Source organism: Seminibacterium arietis, assembly GCF_042675725.1.
Lineage (GTDB): Bacteria > Pseudomonadota > Gammaproteobacteria > Enterobacterales > Pasteurellaceae > Seminibacterium > Seminibacterium arietis.
Genome location: NZ_JBHTJN010000011.1, coordinates 61239 through 78051 on the forward strand (window position 1 = coordinate 61239; position 16813 = coordinate 78051).

Genomic DNA, 16813 nt, shown 5'->3' on the forward strand with positions numbered 1-16813 from the left:
ACTTTTTTAGCTCATTGCATCTTGATTATGAAGTGCGATCTAAGTTATTTGTATAGTCGCATTATAGAGTAATATGTACTCTATGCCAAATGCCAAATGCCAAAAAATATACCGCACTTTATCTCCACATAACTACTGTATAGAATTAAGTAAAAGTGCGGTTAAACTAGTGAATAGTTTCAATTAAATTCAAAATACGTTTATCAGAAATAGGATATTTTGTTCCTAGTTGTTGAGCAAATAAACTTACTCGAAGTTCCTCTATCATGTAGCGAATCTCAGCAATATTACTAGGAATTGGCTTAGATTTTGGTAATTTATTTAGCAAAAGTTGATATGCCTTTTCTACTTGTTCCACCCGCAACATCAAAGCACGATCACGATTACTATCTTGCGATAACTTGTCAATACGTTTATCAATCGCTTGTAAATAGCGATATAAATCAGATAATCGTTGATAACCTGTTTTTTCTACAAAACCTGCATAAATTAGTTGATTTAACTGAGTTTTAATGTCTGATAATGCAAATGCCATAGTAAAATCCATTTTACCTTTCAAACGTTTGCTTAGCTCAAACGCTTTAGTAAGTAATAATTCTACCTGTTTAGCTATTTCCACTGTGACTTCATTTAAATTTGATCGCACGTAGTCCCGCAATTTTTCAAAATCTTGTTGATGCCAAACAACACCACCAAAATCAGCAATCAATTTATCTACTGCACAAGCAATACAATCATCAATTAAGTCTAACACCTTACCAAAAGAAGCAAAATACAAAGCTAATTTAGACTTATTTGGTAATTTTTCGTGTAAATATTTAATCGGTGAAGGTACATTAAGTAATAATAAACGACGTAAACCTTGTTGCATCGCAACAGCCTGCTCAAATTCTGTTTCAAATAGCTTAATTCCTACAGCATCTTTTTCATCAACAATCGCAGGGTAAGCTTTTATCGTAAATCCTCTTTTTTGTTGTTCATAGCATTTTGGCAAATCTGCAAAATTCCAGAGATGAATTCCACTTTGCTCAATACCATCGTCAGCAATAGCGGAAATGCTTTGTTGAATTTGATCTTTTAAATTAAACTTCAACTCATCCAAGCTAAAATTTTCTGCTATCTTTTTACCATTATCATCAATCACACGAAAAGTCATTTTCAGGTGCGATGGAATTTGTGCGAAATTCCAATCTTCTTTACTCAAATTAACGCCCGTCATCCGTTTAAATTCATAGCATAGTGAATCTATTAACGGTTTATTAAAGTCATTAATACGAGCTAAAAATGCTTCTGCATAGTCAGGAGCTGGTACAAAGTTACGACGCAAATTTTTTGGTAAAGATTTAATCAACGTTACTATTAGCTCTTTTCGCAAAGCAGGGATCTGCCAGTCGAATCCTATGTTTTCAATTTGATTTAACAAAGCTAAAGGAATATGTACAGTCATACCATCTGCCTCTGTTCCTGGTTCAAATTGATAACTTAGTTTTAATTTAAGATTATTTTGATACCAAAAATTTGGGAAATCTAACTCACTCACTTGAGCATTTTCATTAGTTAAAAATGCTTTTTCAAAATTTAGAAATTCAGAATCTTTTTTAATCGCACTTTTCCACCATGCATCAAAATGTCTCTGTGATACTACTTCCGTACCAATACGTTGATCATAAAAATCAAATAAAGTTTTATCATCTACTAAAATATCACGGCGACGAGTTTTATGTTCTAGTTCTTCAATTTCTCGAATTAAGCGACAATTCTCATGAAAAAATTTATGTTTAGTGAACCAATTCCCTTCTACTAATGCCGACTGAATAAAGATTTCACGACTGGTTACGGGGTCTATGTTGCCATAATTGACTAGGCGATTAACAACTATTGGAATACCGTATAAGCTAACTTTCTCTGAAGCTAATACGGCTCCTTTAGATTTTGACCAATGTGGTTCTGAATAGGATTTTTTCACTAAGTGGCTTGCCAGTGGCTCAATCCATTCTGGCTCAACTTCTGCCACAATACGTCCCCATAATTTTGAAGTTTCCACTAATTCTGCAACAATGCAAAATTTCGGCTGTTTTTTAAATAACACCGAGTTAGGAAAAATCGCAAAGTGTGCATTTCTTGCACCTAAATATTGTTGTTTTTCTGATTCTTTCTGCCCAATATGTGATAACAGACCACCTAAAAGTGCGGTATGAATTTGATCATATTTTGCTGGTTCGGAATTGATTGGTAATCCCATTTCACGAACTGTAAGACGGATTTGATGGTAAATATCCTGCCATTCACGTATTCGCAAGTAATTTAAATAGTCTTTTTGACATAGACGACGAAATTGATTTTTAGTCAATTCTTTTTGGTTAGCTTGGATATAGTGCCATAAATTAAGAAAAGCTAAAAAATCTGATTTTTTGTCAATAAAGCGGCGATGCTTATCATCCGCAGACTTTTGTTTTTCTTGCGGACGTTCTCTCGGATCTTGAATAGAAAGTGCAGATACAATTACCATTACCTCATGTAAACAATTAAATTTTACTGCACTTAATAACATTTTGGCTAAACGAGGATCAACGGGTAATTGAGCAAGTTGACGACCGCTTTCCGTTAAAACTCGTTTTTTCCCATTTCTAGTTTTTATCCACCGAAATGCTTCTAGCTCTTCTAACAATTTGATACCATCTTGAATATGACGTTTGTCTGGGCTATCTACAAAAGGAAAAGATTGAATGTCATCAAGCCCAAGTGCTGTCATTTGCAAAATAACAGAAGCTAAATTTGTACGTAAAATCTCAGGATCTGTAAATTCTGGACGATTATTGAAATCCTCTTCCGAATATAAGCGAATACAAATCCCCTCTGATACCCGTCCACATCGACCTTTCCGCTGATTTGCTGAAGCTTTTGAGATAGGCTCAATAGGTAGCCTCTGAACTTTAGTACGATAACTGTAACGAGATATTCTTGCCGTACCTGGATCAATAACATACTTAATACCAGGTACAGTGAGTGATGTTTCTGCTACATTAGTTGCTAAAACAATACGATTTATACCAGTAGAGTAAAAAATTTTATTCTGTTCTTGTGCTGACAAACGAGCATATAGCGGTAAAATTTCCGTATGGTGTAATTGTTGTTTTTGTAAGGCTTCTGCCACATCTCTAATTTCACGTTCACCATTAAGAAAAACTAAAATGTCGCCACGTCCCTCTCTTTGCAACTCATCAACCGCATTTAAAATGCCTTGCAGTTGATCTTGCTCTTCATCATCACAGATAGGACGATAACGAACTTCTACAGGATATGTTCGACCTGATACTTCAATGATCGGGGCATTATTAAAATGTCGTGAAAATCGTTCCACATCAATAGTAGCAGAAGTAATAATGACTTTCAGATCTGGGCGTTTAGGTAATAATTGCTTAAGATAACCTAAAATAAAATCATTGTTCAAACTACGTTCATGAGCCTCATCAATAATTAGAGTATCATATTGATTTAAAAATCTATCTTGTTGAATTTCTGCTAATAAAATACCGTCAGTCATTAATTTAATTTGCGTGTGTTCACTAATTTGATCACTAAATCGCACTTTATACCCTACTAAATGACTTAGTGGTGTATTTAACTCTTCAGCAATCCGAGTAGCTACTGAACGAGCAGCAATTCGTCGTGGTTGAGTATGTCCAATAAAACCTTTTTTACCCAGTCCTAATTCCAGACACATTTTTGGCAGCTGTGTAGTTTTTCCAGATCCAGTCTCTCCTGCAATGACTACCACTTGATGATTAGCAATAGCAGTTAAGATTTCTTCTTTTCGCTGACTAACGGGTAAATTTTCTGGAAATACTATTTTTTCTACCGCACTTTTTCGTTGCTGTAATCGTTCTTGAGCTAACTTAATTTCAATTTTGATCTCGTCAACAACTTTCTGTTGTTCTTCTGCATTTCTAATATTATTCAATCCTTTAATTTTTGCAGACAAACGACGCGAATCCACTATCATCATGTGTGCCAACTGAGCAAGCAAATTCTTTTGTAACGAACTAAGGTTCTGAAATTGAGTTGTCTTTTTCATAAAAATCTTGTTATTAAATCTTTTTCAAACAGCTATACGATAACAATGCCCAACCAATTAAAAATGATGTACCACCAATAGGAGTGATCCAAACCAAAGATAAACTTACACCTAATGCAAACAAATATAAGCTACCACTAAACAGCAATATACCAATAACCCAACTAAGTGCAGTACAATTTAGCCATTTATTTGCTGAAAACCTCTTGTTGCATAATTGCAGGATGCTAAGCCCCATTAAAGCAACTGTATGAAAAATTTGATATTTTAAACCAGTTTCAATCCAAGCAAGTGATTTAGGTTCAAGTGTTTTGGCTAGCCCATGAGCAGAAAAGGCACCAAAAGCAACACAAAAAAAACCACTTATGGCGACAATAAATAACCATTTATTTCTCATGATAATTCCTTGAATAATTTAAAATTTTCCTATCAACATTGATAAAATACCAGCTGCAATTAAAGGACCTACAGGCACTCCCCCAAAAAATGCAACGCCTATTATCGTCCCTGTGAGTAGCCCTGTTAATAATAAGGGTTCAGAACCCATCAAAGTAATTCCACGCCCACCAAACCAAGCAACTACAATTCCAACTACAATTGATAATAACATTTTCCAGTGAAAAAATGCGGCTAAATTTGGCAATTGAACTTTACCTGACACAATTGGACTTAGTACTCCAATAGTCAAAATAATAATACCAATACTTAAACCATATTTTTCCATAAATGGAATATATTTAGCTAAAAAAGTTTGTTGCATTAACAACAAAATAGTAGCGGAAATAGTAATTGAATGATTATTACCTAGTACACCAAGTAAAATCAGTACAACTAATAATAGTGCTATATAATTAATTTGTAAGGACATAATTATCTCTATATTTTAATTTTTGGAATATTGAACTTTAGCAAACGATTAGCGTTAGTAACGACTGAAATAGAAGATAGTGCCATAGCAACTCCAGCAATCATTGGATTGAGTAGAATACCCCATGTCGGATATAGTGCACCAGCTGCTACTGGGATACAAATAATATTGTAAATAAACGCAGCAAAAAGATTTTGTTTCATATTTCGCACAATCGCTTTTGATAAAATTAAGCTATCTGCAACCGCACTTATACTATGTCGTATAAGGGTCAAATCGGCTACTTCTATTGCAATATCTGAGCCGCTACTCATGGCAATACCAACATTGGCTTGAGCTAAAGCTGGAGCATCATTTATACCATCACCCACCATTATCACTTTGCAATCATCTGTCTGTAATTGCTTGATTACTTTAACTTTATCTTCAGGCATTACATTTGCAATCACTTGTTGAATAGGTAAGTCTTTGGCTATAAAATCTGCTGTTTTTTTCTGATCGCCAGTAAGCATAATAAGTTGATACCCTTGATTTTTTAATTGTTGCAGACTGGCAAAACTATCTTCTCGAATGGGATCTTGGATGACAAAAAGTGCGGTAATTTTCTTATCTATTGCTAAAAATACTGTTGTCGCACCTTGTCTAGAGCTCCTTTCATCAATAAATAAAAAATCTTTTAAATCAACATATTCTTTTTCCATTAACACTCTATTACCCAACAACAAATGTTGTTCATGAACATAGCCCTGCACTCCTAAACCAACTAAGTTTTGAAATTGTGATACAGGTAACGTTGATAAAGAGCGATTATCTGCCAAATCTAAAATGGCTTTAGCTAAAGGATGAGTAGATCCTTGCTCAAGACTTGCAGCTAACCTCAGTGCATCATTTTCATTATCATCAACGCAATAAAGTGCCACTACTTTTGGCTTACCTTGTGTTATTGTACCCGTCTTATCAAAAACAAGTGTGTTTGCAGTGGTTGCTTTTTGTATAGCATCAGCATCACGCACTAAAATGCCAAGCTCTGCCGCCCTAGCGACGCCACCAATAATTGACATCGGTGTTGCTAACCCTAAAGCACAAGGACAAGCAATAATCAGCACAGTAGTGAAAATAACTAATGCATAAGAAATTTGAGCTGTAAAATAAAACCAAATTACACTAGATAGACTTGCAATCACGAGTACTGTAGGGACAAACCAAGCTACAATTTTATCTACTAATAATGCTATTTTAGGTTTACTGCTCTGTGCCTGTCGCACCAAATGAATAATATTTGCCAGCCTTGTTTGATTACCAACTTGTTCAGCTCTAAATAATAAAGTACCATCCGTAATAATTGTACCAGCATTGATCTTATCACCTTGTTTTTTTTGTAACGGTAAAGGCTCTCCCGTTAACATTGATTCATCAAACCAACCATTACCCTGTACAATAACACCATCAACAGGCACTTTATTACCCACTTTTAAACGCAAAATCATTGATTTTTGCACCGCACTTAACGGGATCTCCCGTTCACCATGCTTATCAACAACGAAAGCTGTAGGAGGAGTTAAGTTTAACAATCGTTCTAGGGCAACAGAAGACCGTTTTTTAGCTTTAGCTTCAAGTGCTTTACCAAAATTAATTAAACCAAGAATAATTAGGCTGGACTCAAAATAAAGATGATGTGATTGTTCAGGAAAATCAGTATAAAAAGCACACAATAGCATAGAGTAAAGCCAAGCTACCCCCGTACTAAGTGCAACTAAAGTATCCATAGTTAAAGTCGCTTTATTAAGATTTTTTACCGCACTTTGATAAAAATGACGACCACTATAGAGCATAATAATCAATGTAAAAAAACCGATGACTAGCCAAAACAAACGATTATGCTGATTAACCGTCATTTCATTATCTAATATACTCCAAATCATCATTAAAAAACCAAAGAAACATGCGACTAGACCTTGCCACTTTCGATTTTTAATTTCCTGTTGAATATATTGCTTATTTATTTGTCGATACTGCTGTTCATCAACTATAATTTCAGCACTATAACCAGCTTGATGAATAACATTGAGTAATTGTTCAGTATTCGGTTTCCCTTTAATTAATGCTGTTTGTTCTGCTAAATTAATTTGTACAAACTCTACTTGGTCCACACTCTGCAAGGCATTTTGTAGCTTAACGACACAAGTTGCACAATTCAATCCATTTAATTGTAAATTAATCTGATCCTGCGATTTTATTAAGTTTTCCGCTGCCACAGGATCAGAAAAATCCACTGGCTTTCCAGTGTTTGACAGCGAATCTACTGTATGGCAATTTCAGCGTAATAACCAGCTTCCATAATGGCTTTAACGAGTTTTTGAGGCTCAGCATTCCCCTTAATGATCGCTTGTTGTAAACTGACTTCTGCACTTTCCACACCATCAATAGCTTCTAATGCTTTTTTTACTGCTTTAATACAGTGCTGGCAAGATAGTTCTTTTAAATTTAAAACTATTTCATTTTCACTCATTTTTATTTCTCAAGACATAACACAGAACGAATGCAAATTTTGCATTCATTCTTATCAACAAAGTAAAATTATTTTCCTAACACTTCTAGACCATTCATGTAAGGTCGCAATATTTCGGGTACTGTGACAGTACCATCTGAATTTTGATAATTTTCTAACACTGCAACTAATGTACGTCCAACAGCTAAACCTGAACCATTTAAAGTATGTACTAAACGCGGTTTTTTGTCATTTTTTCCTTTAAAACGTGCTTGCATTCGACGAGCTTGAAAATCCCACATATTAGAACAAGAAGATATTTCACGATAAGTATTTTGAGCGGGCAACCACACTTCTAAATCATAAGTCTTGCATGAACCAAAGCCCATATCTCCTGTACAAAGCAACATTTTGCGATATGGTAACTGTAACAATTGTAATACTTTTTCTGCATGACTTGTTAACTCTTCTAACGCTTGCATAGACTTTTCAGGTTCCACAATTTGCACTAGTTCCACTTTATCAAACTGGTGCATCCGAATTAATCCACGTGTATCGCGACCATAAGAACCTGCTTCTGAGCGAAAACAAGGTGTATGTGCGGTCATTTTTACGGGCAAATCTGCCTCGGTTAAAATTTGGTCACGTACAAGATTAGTAACTGGTACTTCTGCCGTTGGAATAAGGGCATAAGGTTGTTCTCCTTCAAGTGGATCAGTATGAAATAAATCCTCCCCAAATTTGGGCAACTGCCCCGTACCAAATAGTGTAGAGTGATTAACTAAATAAGGTACGTAAGTTTCTAAATAACCATGTTGCTGTGTATGTAGATCCAACATAAATTGGGCTAATGCACGGTGCATTCTAGCAATTTGTCCTTTCATTACTGCAAATCTTGCACCACTTAATTTTACTCCAGCAGCAAAATCTAACCCCTTTAAAGTTTCCCCTAAAGTAACATGATCTTTCACTTCAAAATCAAAATGTTTTGGTTCTCCCCAACGTAAAATTTCTTTATTCTCAGTGTCATCTCTGCCTATCGGTACTTCATCTGCTGGTAAATTAGGAATAGTTGAAGCAATTTGATAGATTTCTGCTTGTACATTATCTAATTTTGTTTTTACTACACTAAGCTCTGTACCAATATGCTCAACTTCTAATAACAGTGGGGCAATGTCTTCACCTTTTGCTTTAGCAATCCCTATAGCTTTAGAGCGAGAATTACGTTCTGACTGTAATGTCTCTGTTTGCACTTGTAATACTTTTCGTTGTTCTTCAAGTGCGATCAATTTTTCTACATCTAAAATAAAATTACGCTTAACTTTTAATTTTTCTGCTATTTCTGCTAAATTATTACGTAATAAATTAGGATCTATCATAACTTTCCCTTTGCTAACATTAATACTTTTACTTTTTAAACTATAACTTCATCATTTTAGATCGAATTAGTGAAATAAACTAGCTAACACTCACTCTCTATAACGAATATTATTGCTTTGCTTATCCCAATCCCGCAATCTTTGCAATTTTTCAGCGATTTGAATCTCCATTCCTCGTTGTACAGGAAAATAATATCGCGTATTTTTCAATGGTTCAGGAAAATAATTTTCACCAGCCGCATAAGCATTAACTTCATCATGGGCATAGCGATATTCTGTTCCATGACCAAGTTCTTTCATTAAATTCGTCGGTGCATTGCGTAAATGCAATGGCACATCATAATCAGCATTTTCAAGGGCGTGTTTTTTCGCAGCCTTAAATGCTAAATATACTGCATTACTTTTAGGAGCAACAGCCAAATAAACAATAGCCTGAGCAATTGCTCGCTCCCCTTCCGCAGCACCTACTCTAGTAAAACAATCCCAAGCAGCTAACGCAATTTGCATAGCCTTAGGATCGGCATTTCCCACATCTTCTGATGCAATAGCTAACAAACGCCTTGCAACATACAAAGGGTCTCCTCCCGCAGTAATAATCCTCGCATACCAATACAATGCAGCATCAGGGGCTGAACCACGAATTGATTTGTGTAAAGCAGAGATCAAGTCGTAAAAACGATCTCCTCGTTTGTCAAAACGAAAATGTTTTTCTCCTAAAATCTCCGTCAATAAAGTGCGGTCTAAAATTTTACCTTTTTCATTTTCTGTTGCCATATCTGCCATTAATTCAAGACAATTCAACGCTAATCTCGCATCACCATGAACATATTCCGCCAACAGATGCAATACATTATCTCGTAATATTAATGACTCTTTTCCTAGACCACGCTGCTTATCTTGTAATGCCTGTTGTAAAACTTGTTCAATTTCTACGGCTGTTAATGCTTTCAGCAGATATACTCTCGCTCTTGAAAGTAATGCACTATTTAATTCAAAAGAAGGATTTTCAGTAGTAGCACCAATAAAAATCACTGTTCCATCTTCAATATGTGGTAAAAATGCATCTTGTTGACTCTTATTAAAACGATGAACTTCATCAACAAATAAGACTGTGCGACGATCTCTTAAGCGATTCTGTCTCGCTCGTTCAATAGATTCTCTAATTTCTTTGATCCCACCAGTTACTGCAGAAATTCGCTCCACTTCTGCATTAATTCGGTGGGCAATAATCTCAGCCAATGTAGTTTTACCAGTACCTGGTGGACCCCATAAAATCATTGAATGAACATGACCAACTTCAATAGCTCGGCGTAACGGCTTATTTTTACCAAGCAAATGAGACTGACCGTAATATTGTTCTAAACATTGTGGTCGCATACGAGCAGCTAAAGGACGAAAATCATTTTCTGCAAAATCCAAATTTAAATTTGTCATTTCTACTTCGCTCTTATAAACAATTCAACTATTTTTTACGTTGATCATCCACTTCTACGCCTTTGGGTACGACGAATTGAAATAACTGTTCCTGAATATTTTGATTGGTAATATTACGTAAAATATACAAATTTACTTGTCCATCTTTTTCTATTGTACTGAAATTTTTTAGCATCCCATCTTTATCAATACGGATCGTAAACTGTTTAATATTACTTTTATCTGATGTTGGCGTTAACGTAAAATTATCGCCTTGCTGTTTTACTGCGTAATACTGCCAATAAGTGCGGTCATTTCCTGTCAATAAAATAAAAGGAGTGTTATTTATTGATTTAGTTAAATCATTAACTGTAACTTGCTCAACAAAAGGATCGTAAAACCATAGATTTTTTCCATCAGAAATAATGTAATTCTGTTGCGGAGACTGATTATCCATTCTAAACAAATTAGGACGTTTAATATAAAATTTTCCACTACCTTGCTGAATTTCTTTACCCGATGAATTACTAATTTTTTGTGTATAATCTGCTTTTAATTTCGTCGTTTTTGCTAATCTATTTTGCAATTCAATAGTTGCATCAGCAAAAATATTTGAACTGAAAAAGAATAAAAAAAGTGCGGTTAGTTTTATAATTAATTTCATACTTTTTCCTTAATTTTTAATTTATTTTGTTTTTCCAATTCTATAGGTAAACGAGTTAAATAAGTATCCATAATTTCTTGTTGTAAAATAAATGCATATCTTAAATCACAAGTAAATTTCAATGTAATATAAGGTTTTTCATCAGGGTGAATAATAGTGAAAGGTTTATGCGATGGAATATCAAACCCTTCTGTTTTCTTCAACTCTTTCTTCTAATTATTTAATTTATCACCACGGCAACGATCCATGATCGTAATTTCCTCTGCAATTTCTTTTAACAATTGAGAAGCTGTTAATAATTCGCTACGATGATCTACATAAACATTAATAAAATGAGTTGTGTAATTTCCTAATTTTGTTAAGACAGTTAATTCGTTAGTTAAAAAATTTCCATTCGGAATAACAAATTCTTGCCCTGTATTTAAACCATCTTTTTTCGTCATTACTCTAGTAGTCAACATAGTACGATCAATTACTGTTCCTACTTTACCCTTAAATTCAATCACATCGCCAATATTAAAACTTTTCACTATAAAAGAAGATGTAATGCTTAATAACATTTCTTTAAATGCAACTACAATTGCCATAATTGCAAAAGAAATAGAAAAAAATGTGGTTTTAATTTCTTCTTTCCAGATGAGGAATAACCCAATAAAGACAAAAATAATTAATCCATTACGTAAAAAAATAAACTTAACTCTATCTTTATCAATTTCTTCTAAAATCTCATCTTGTTCATTATGCTCAACATGTGTCTTTTTTGAATGATACTTACGACGTAAAATAAAATAACAAATTAAACACGTAATCAAAAAGAGATAAGTAGTAATCATTTCACTGCTCAAAAGAAAGTCAGCCCAACTTTTATATTTCGCTGGCACTAAATGTTCTACTTGTTGTTCTGCATCAACTAGAATATCAGTTAATAAACTTGTTTCCATGATGTTCTCTCTTTATTTATTTTGTATAAATGTTATTAAGCATTAATTAGACAATGTGATTGATAAATAATTTTCAATATTCTGTACGATGAGCCAAAATTTCTCGTTTACCATTTTGCAATGGCGACACAATTCCCTGTTGTTCAAGTTGATCCATAATTCGTCCAGCGCGATTAAAACCTACTCGGAACCGACGTTGAACAGCTGATGTAGAAGTGGTACCTGTGCTAATCACAAATTCCATTACTTGATCAAATAAATCATCAAGCTCATCATTATCAAAAGTGCGGTCATGTTTATCATCATTTTCATCAGCACCGTCTAAAATACTCTCAATATAATCAGGTTTACCTCTAGCTCTCCAGTCATCTGCTACTCTTGATACTTCATCATCACTCATAAATGCCCCATGAACTCGTATCAGTTCTGATGAACCTTGACCTGAGTACAACATATCACCTCGCCCTAATAATGCTTCAGCTCCCCCTTGGTCAAGAATCGTGCGAGAATCTATTTTGCTCGCTACAGTAAATGCAATCCGACTTGGAATATTGGCTTTAATTAACCCTGTGATCACATCAACAGAAGGTCGTTGAGTTGCTAAAATCAAATGAATACCAATAGCTCGTGCTTTTTGAGCAAGGCGTGCAATTAACTCTTCTACTTGTTTGCCTGCTACCATCATCAAGTCTGCAAATTCATCAACAATGACTACAATATAAGTTAACTTTTGTAACGGAGGAGGCAGAGTATCCATAGTATCGCCTGGTCGCCAAATTGGATTTGGAATTGGCATGTTCATTCTTTCATATTCATCTATTTTATCGTTATAGCCTTCTATATTTCTCACTCGCAAAGCTGATAGTAGTTGATAACGACGTTCCATTTCATCAACACACCAACGTAACGCATTTGCTGCTTTTTTCATGTCTGTCACTACTTCTGTTAGTAAATGAGGGATACCGTTATAAATTGATAACTCAACCACTTTTGGATCGATCATGATAAATTTAACTTGTTCAGGCTGAACACGAAATAGCAAACTTAAAATCATTGTATTCACACCAACAGACTTACCCGAACCTGTGGAACCTGCCACTAGTAAATGAGGCATTTTTGCCAAATCAACAATCACAGGATTTCCGCTAATATCTTTTCCTAATGCCATAGAAAGAGGAGATTTTGCCTCTTTAAATTCGCGGCTATCCAACACGTCTCGTAATGGTACGATCTGTCGCTTCACATTTGGTGTTTCAATACCAATATAAGGTTTTCCCGCAATCACCTCTGCTACTCGAATTGAACGAAACATCAGTGCCCTAGCAAGATCTCGATCAATATTCGTTACTTTGGCTGCTTTCACACCAGGTTGCAATTCTAATTCATAGCGTGTTACTACAGGTCCAACTAATGCATTTTTCACTGTTGCTTTTATATTAAAATTGCGTAATTGTTGTTCAATATTTCTTGATGTTTCCACTAGTTCTTCTCTAGTGATCTCTTGTGCAACTGTTAAACGATGCTCTAATAAATCTAACGACGGCAAAGGTGTGGTCGGTTTATTGTTTACCGTAATTTTTTTCTGTAGTGCGGGATGAATTAGTGTTTCACCATAAGATTTGTATTTAGGTGTTGATAATATATTTTCCTCTGTTTCTGCTGTTTGCAAAAGTTTATCATCTTGTGTATCCACTGTATCGCTTGATTGAGATAGAATCCAAGCTAAAGCATCCTTAGCATCCAACACTTCAGATTGTTTTTCCATTTCGATCAAACGTTGCTTTTCTAAATTATCAAATTGCGTAGCTAATTGTTCAAAATTCTCTATCGAAATCTGATTACTATCTTTGATAAGTGCGGTTATCTTTTCATCTGTTTTTTGTTTTAGTGGGATGCTAACATTTAAAGGTGAAGAATCATAAAAAATCGGTAACACATGGCTAAGCGTAGTGGCATCTTGCTCTTGCGTATGAGCAATTTTAGATGCTTTAGGCATGTTATTTGCTTCTAAAGAAACGTTTGGTAACTCATCATATTGTTCATGCGAATAAAGGGTTTTAGTAAAATTTAAAACATGATCCTCACTTGTCTTGATATGATCAGATAATTGAGATTCTCTTGTTATTCTATCTTCACAGATTTCATTTGTACTTAACGTATCTGTTAGGTGCAAGTTCTTTATCTGTAATGAATTTTCTTGATCTTTATGAGTATTTTCATCTAATCCACTAATATCAACAAAAGATTCTACATTTACTATATTGCTAGAATGCTCACTGAATTGAACATTCTGTTCTCTTTCCATTACGCTTTTGTCAACAATAATTTCTTCTAATTCAAATTGTTGCTGATCCACAGCTTCTGGTTGAACATTCTCATCTGTAAGTTGATCATTATTTGTCATTGTCAGCCAACGATAAAAACGGAACAACATTCCAATTAGCACTTGACCAGAACAACAAATAAAGCCAACTACCGTAAAAATAACAGCTCCTAATATTACTCCAACAAAATCAAGCTTAGGAAAGAAAAACTGCACTAAAAAACCACCTAACACACCACCAGATAAATAGTAAGGTGTACTAGATAATAAAAAACTTGCCAACACGGTTAAACCGCACAATAACATCGCAAATCCAAATAAATGAAATGATAATTTAGCCAAGGAAAAGTGCGGTATTTTTTTTGTCTTTATCCAATACAGAGGCAAGAAAAAGATAATAAATGGAAAAATATTACCAACTTGACCAAATAACACAAAAAATAAATCAATAATCCAAGCTCCCAAAGAACCTGCTTTATTAATAGTTTGATGTTGTGAAGATGAAACCGCCCACGAACTGTCCAATGGACTATAGCTTGACCATGCAAAAAGCAAATAAAGCCCTAAAAAGGCAATCAAAACCAATAAGCATTTTGATACATAAAATTTAGGATAAAAATGTCCTGTAATACGTTTAATCATTATTTAAATTTAATTAGTATTTTGTTAATTTTTTGATTATTTTAATTGCAAATAATTCGTTTGTTTTACTTCTTCCATTACAACATAAGTGCGAGTGTCATTTACTCCAGGTAAACGCAATAAAGTTGTACCTAATAACTTACGATAAGCTGCCATATCTGCAACTCGAGTTTTTAATAAATAATCAAAGTCTCCTGAGACTAAATGACATTCTTGAATCTCATCAAGTTGTTGCACTGCTTCATTAAATTGTTCAAAAATATCAGGTCGTCCCCTCACTAGCGTAATTTCTACAATCACTAATAAAGGTGAATCCAATAATTCAGGATTCAGTAACGCTCGGTATCCCATGATAACACCCTGTCTTTCAAGGCGTTTTACTCTTTCTAAACAAGGTGTGGGAGATAACCCTACTTTTTTTGATAGGTCAATATTAGAAATTTTGCCATTGTGTTGTAATTCATCCAGAATTTTCAAATCAATACTGTCAAGGGCTTTCATCGGTTTTTTCTCCATAATATTTTCCACCTAGTAAAAAATAACGACTTATTCATATAAAACATGATAATTTTACCGTATATCCCTATTTATTTAAAAAAATCTATCCCTATTCGTTGCAGTTTACAAGATTTTTCTCTAAAAATCATCTAAGGCATTCAGTGCATCTGCTAATTTTTTTACAGTAAAAACGTGCATATTAGCGATGGATTTCTTTGGTTTATTGGCAAAAGGAACAATAGCCCGACGAAATCCGTGTTTGGCGGCTTCAATAATGCGTTCTTGACCACTGGGTACAGGTCGAATTTCACCACCTAATCCCACTTCACCAAAAATGACCAAATCTAATGGTAAAGGACGGCTACGAAAACTGGAAATCAATGCCAATAACAAAGCGAGATCAGCACTAGTTTCTGTTACTTTTACACCTCCTACTACGTTAACAAAAACATCTTGATTAGACATCTGTAAACCTCCATGACGGTGCAATACTGCCAATAATAATGCCAATCTATTTTGCTCTAATCCAACAGTAATCCTTCTTGGATTTGCTAGCATAGAATGATCAACTAAAGCCTGAATCTCTACTAACAATGGTCTAGTTCCCTCCCATAAGACCATTACTGAACTTCCTGCTGTTTGTTCTTCACTACGGCTTAAAAAAATTGCAGAAGGATTTTTCACTTCTCGCAAACCTTGCTCTGTCATTGCAAACACACCTAATTCATTCACTGCACCAAAGCGATTTTTATGACTGCGTAAAGTGCGATAACGAGAATCAGCTTCGCCTTCTAATAAAATAGAACAATCAATACAATGTTCTAGCACTTTAGGTCCTGCCAATGTACCATCTTTAGTTACATGTCCCACCATAATAACTGCAATTTGACGAGTTTTTGCATAACGAGTAAGAAAAGAAGCACATTCACGAACTTGAGCAACACTACCTGGAGAAGATTGAATATCAGACAAATGCATGACCTGAATAGAATCCACTACGATAATTTGTGGTTTAAGTTGATCAGCTAAATTACAAATTTGTTCCACTGACGTTTCTGACAACATATTTAATTTTTCAGTTGGTAAACTTAAACGATTAGCTCGCATTGCTACTTGCTGTAACGATTCTTCTCCAGTCACATAAAGTGCGGTCATTTTTTCTGCTAAATTACACATTACTTGAAGTAACAAAGTACTTTTGCCAGCACCAGGTTGTCCTCCAATCAAAATAGCACTACCTGGTACAATACCCCCACCCAATACACGATCTAACTCATTAAAGCCACTGCCAAAACGGGGGACTTCTTGTAAACTAATTTGTGCAAGAGTTTGGATTTTTGCTTTCGTTTCCCCTGCGTATCCACTAAAACGATCTCCTTTATTATTCTGTACAGAAACCAGCCGCACTTCACTGATAGTATTCCATGCTTTACAAGCTGAACACTGTCCTTGCCAGCGAGAAAACTCAGCTCCACAATCATTACATACATAAGCTCGTTTAGGTGATTTTGCCATTTTTTAT

13 protein-coding genes are annotated in these 16813 nt (G+C 34.8%); all 13 read right to left on the reverse strand.

The genetic code is table 11. From position 1 onward, the window contains the following. Positions 1–166: 166 nt before the first annotated feature. The 13 genes from hrpA to radA all read right to left on the reverse strand — a co-directional run bounded on the left by hrpA (position 167) and on the right by radA (position 16806). Entirely contained in the window at positions 167–4075 is a 3909-nt protein-coding gene (gene hrpA / locus ACFQ02_RS05900) for an ATP-dependent RNA helicase HrpA (RefSeq protein ID WP_380820520.1), read from the reverse strand. 13 nt (positions 4076–4088) lie between these two features. Beyond that, on the reverse strand, positions 4089–4472 hold the full coding sequence (locus tag ACFQ02_RS05905; RefSeq protein WP_380820524.1) for a DUF423 domain-containing protein: 384 nt from the start codon (positions 4470–4472) through the stop codon (positions 4089–4091). Positions 4473–4490: 18 nt separating this feature from the next. Then, complete coding sequence (locus ACFQ02_RS05910; RefSeq protein WP_380820527.1) at positions 4491–4943, reverse strand: DUF441 domain-containing protein; 453 nt, start codon at positions 4941–4943, stop codon at positions 4491–4493. Between the two features lie 8 nt (positions 4944–4951). Further along, on the reverse strand, positions 4952–7216 hold the full coding sequence (locus ACFQ02_RS05915; protein ID WP_380820530.1) for a heavy metal translocating P-type ATPase: 2265 nt from the start codon (positions 7214–7216) through the stop codon (positions 4952–4954). 26 nt (positions 7217–7242) lie between these two features. Further along, the gene (locus ACFQ02_RS05920; RefSeq protein ID WP_380820533.1) at positions 7243–7452 is read right to left on the reverse strand and encodes a cation transporter; all 210 of its coding nucleotides are present in this window, start codon (positions 7450–7452) and stop codon (positions 7243–7245) included. Between the two features lie 68 nt (positions 7453–7520). Continuing rightward, positions 7521–8810 (reverse strand): serine--tRNA ligase, encoded by a 1290-nt coding sequence (gene serS / locus ACFQ02_RS05925; RefSeq protein ID WP_380820536.1) that lies wholly within the window; start codon positions 8808–8810, stop codon positions 7521–7523. Positions 8811–8900: 90 nt separating this feature from the next. Next, entirely contained in the window at positions 8901–10244 is a 1344-nt protein-coding gene (locus tag ACFQ02_RS05930; RefSeq protein ID WP_380820539.1) for a replication-associated recombination protein A, read from the reverse strand. A gap of 28 nt (positions 10245–10272) precedes the next feature. Then, positions 10273–10887, reverse strand: a complete 615-nt coding sequence (lolA, locus tag ACFQ02_RS05935) for an outer membrane lipoprotein chaperone LolA (protein WP_380820541.1) — start codon at positions 10885–10887, stop codon at positions 10273–10275. After that, positions 10884–11090: a hypothetical protein gene (locus tag ACFQ02_RS05940; protein WP_380820544.1), complete on the reverse strand. Its 207-nt coding sequence runs from the start codon at positions 11088–11090 to the stop codon at positions 10884–10886. Before ACFQ02_RS05940 ends, lolA begins: the two co-directional genes overlap by 4 nt. A 9-nt stretch (positions 11091–11099) precedes the next feature. Further along, positions 11100–11828 carry a mechanosensitive ion channel domain-containing protein gene (locus ACFQ02_RS05945; protein ID WP_380820548.1) on the reverse strand — a complete coding sequence of 243 codons (729 nt, stop codon included), beginning with the start codon at positions 11826–11828 and terminating at the stop codon, positions 11100–11102. Between the two features lie 73 nt (positions 11829–11901). After that, a complete protein-coding gene (locus ACFQ02_RS05950; RefSeq protein ID WP_380820553.1) occupies positions 11902–14793 on the reverse strand; it encodes a DNA translocase FtsK in 2892 nt (963 codons plus the stop codon). Between the two features lie 36 nt (positions 14794–14829). Further along, a complete protein-coding gene (gene lrp / locus ACFQ02_RS05955; RefSeq protein WP_380820556.1) occupies positions 14830–15309 on the reverse strand; it encodes a leucine-responsive transcriptional regulator Lrp in 480 nt (159 codons plus the stop codon). A gap of 120 nt (positions 15310–15429) precedes the next feature. Next, complete coding sequence (gene radA, locus ACFQ02_RS05960) at positions 15430–16806, reverse strand: DNA repair protein RadA (RefSeq protein WP_380820559.1); 1377 nt, start codon at positions 16804–16806, stop codon at positions 15430–15432. Between the last annotated feature and the right edge of the window lie 7 nt (positions 16807–16813).

What these genes read in the sequence shown, in the direction of transcription:
- ACFQ02_RS05905 (WP_380820524.1), bottom strand. Translation starts at nt 4,472, where the DNA reads ATGAGAAATAAATGGTTATTTATTGTCGCCATAAGTGGTTTTTTTTGT.
- hrpA (WP_380820520.1), bottom strand. Translation starts at nt 4,075, where the DNA reads ATGAAAAAGACAACTCAATTTCAGAACCTTAGTTCGTTACAAAAGAAT.
- serS (WP_380820536.1), bottom strand. Translation starts at nt 8,810, where the DNA reads ATGATAGATCCTAATTTATTACGTAATAATTTAGCAGAAATAGCAGAA.
- ACFQ02_RS05920 (WP_380820533.1), bottom strand. Translation starts at nt 7,452, where the DNA reads ATGAGTGAAAATGAAATAGTTTTAAATTTAAAAGAACTATCTTGCCAG.
- ACFQ02_RS05950 (WP_380820553.1), bottom strand. Translation starts at nt 14,793, where the DNA reads ATGATTAAACGTATTACAGGACATTTTTATCCTAAATTTTATGTATCA.
- ACFQ02_RS05945 (WP_380820548.1), bottom strand. Translation starts at nt 11,828, where the DNA reads ATGGAAACAAGTTTATTAACTGATATTCTAGTTGATGCAGAACAACAA.
- ACFQ02_RS05930 (WP_380820539.1), bottom strand. Translation starts at nt 10,244, where the DNA reads ATGACAAATTTAAATTTGGATTTTGCAGAAAATGATTTTCGTCCTTTA.
- radA (WP_380820559.1), bottom strand. Translation starts at nt 16,806, where the DNA reads ATGGCAAAATCACCTAAACGAGCTTATGTATGTAATGATTGTGGAGCT.
- ACFQ02_RS05910 (WP_380820527.1), bottom strand. Translation starts at nt 4,943, where the DNA reads ATGTCCTTACAAATTAATTATATAGCACTATTATTAGTTGTACTGATT.
- lolA (WP_380820541.1), bottom strand. Translation starts at nt 10,887, where the DNA reads ATGAAATTAATTATAAAACTAACCGCACTTTTTTTATTCTTTTTCAGT.
- lrp (WP_380820556.1), bottom strand. Translation starts at nt 15,309, where the DNA reads ATGGAGAAAAAACCGATGAAAGCCCTTGACAGTATTGATTTGAAAATT.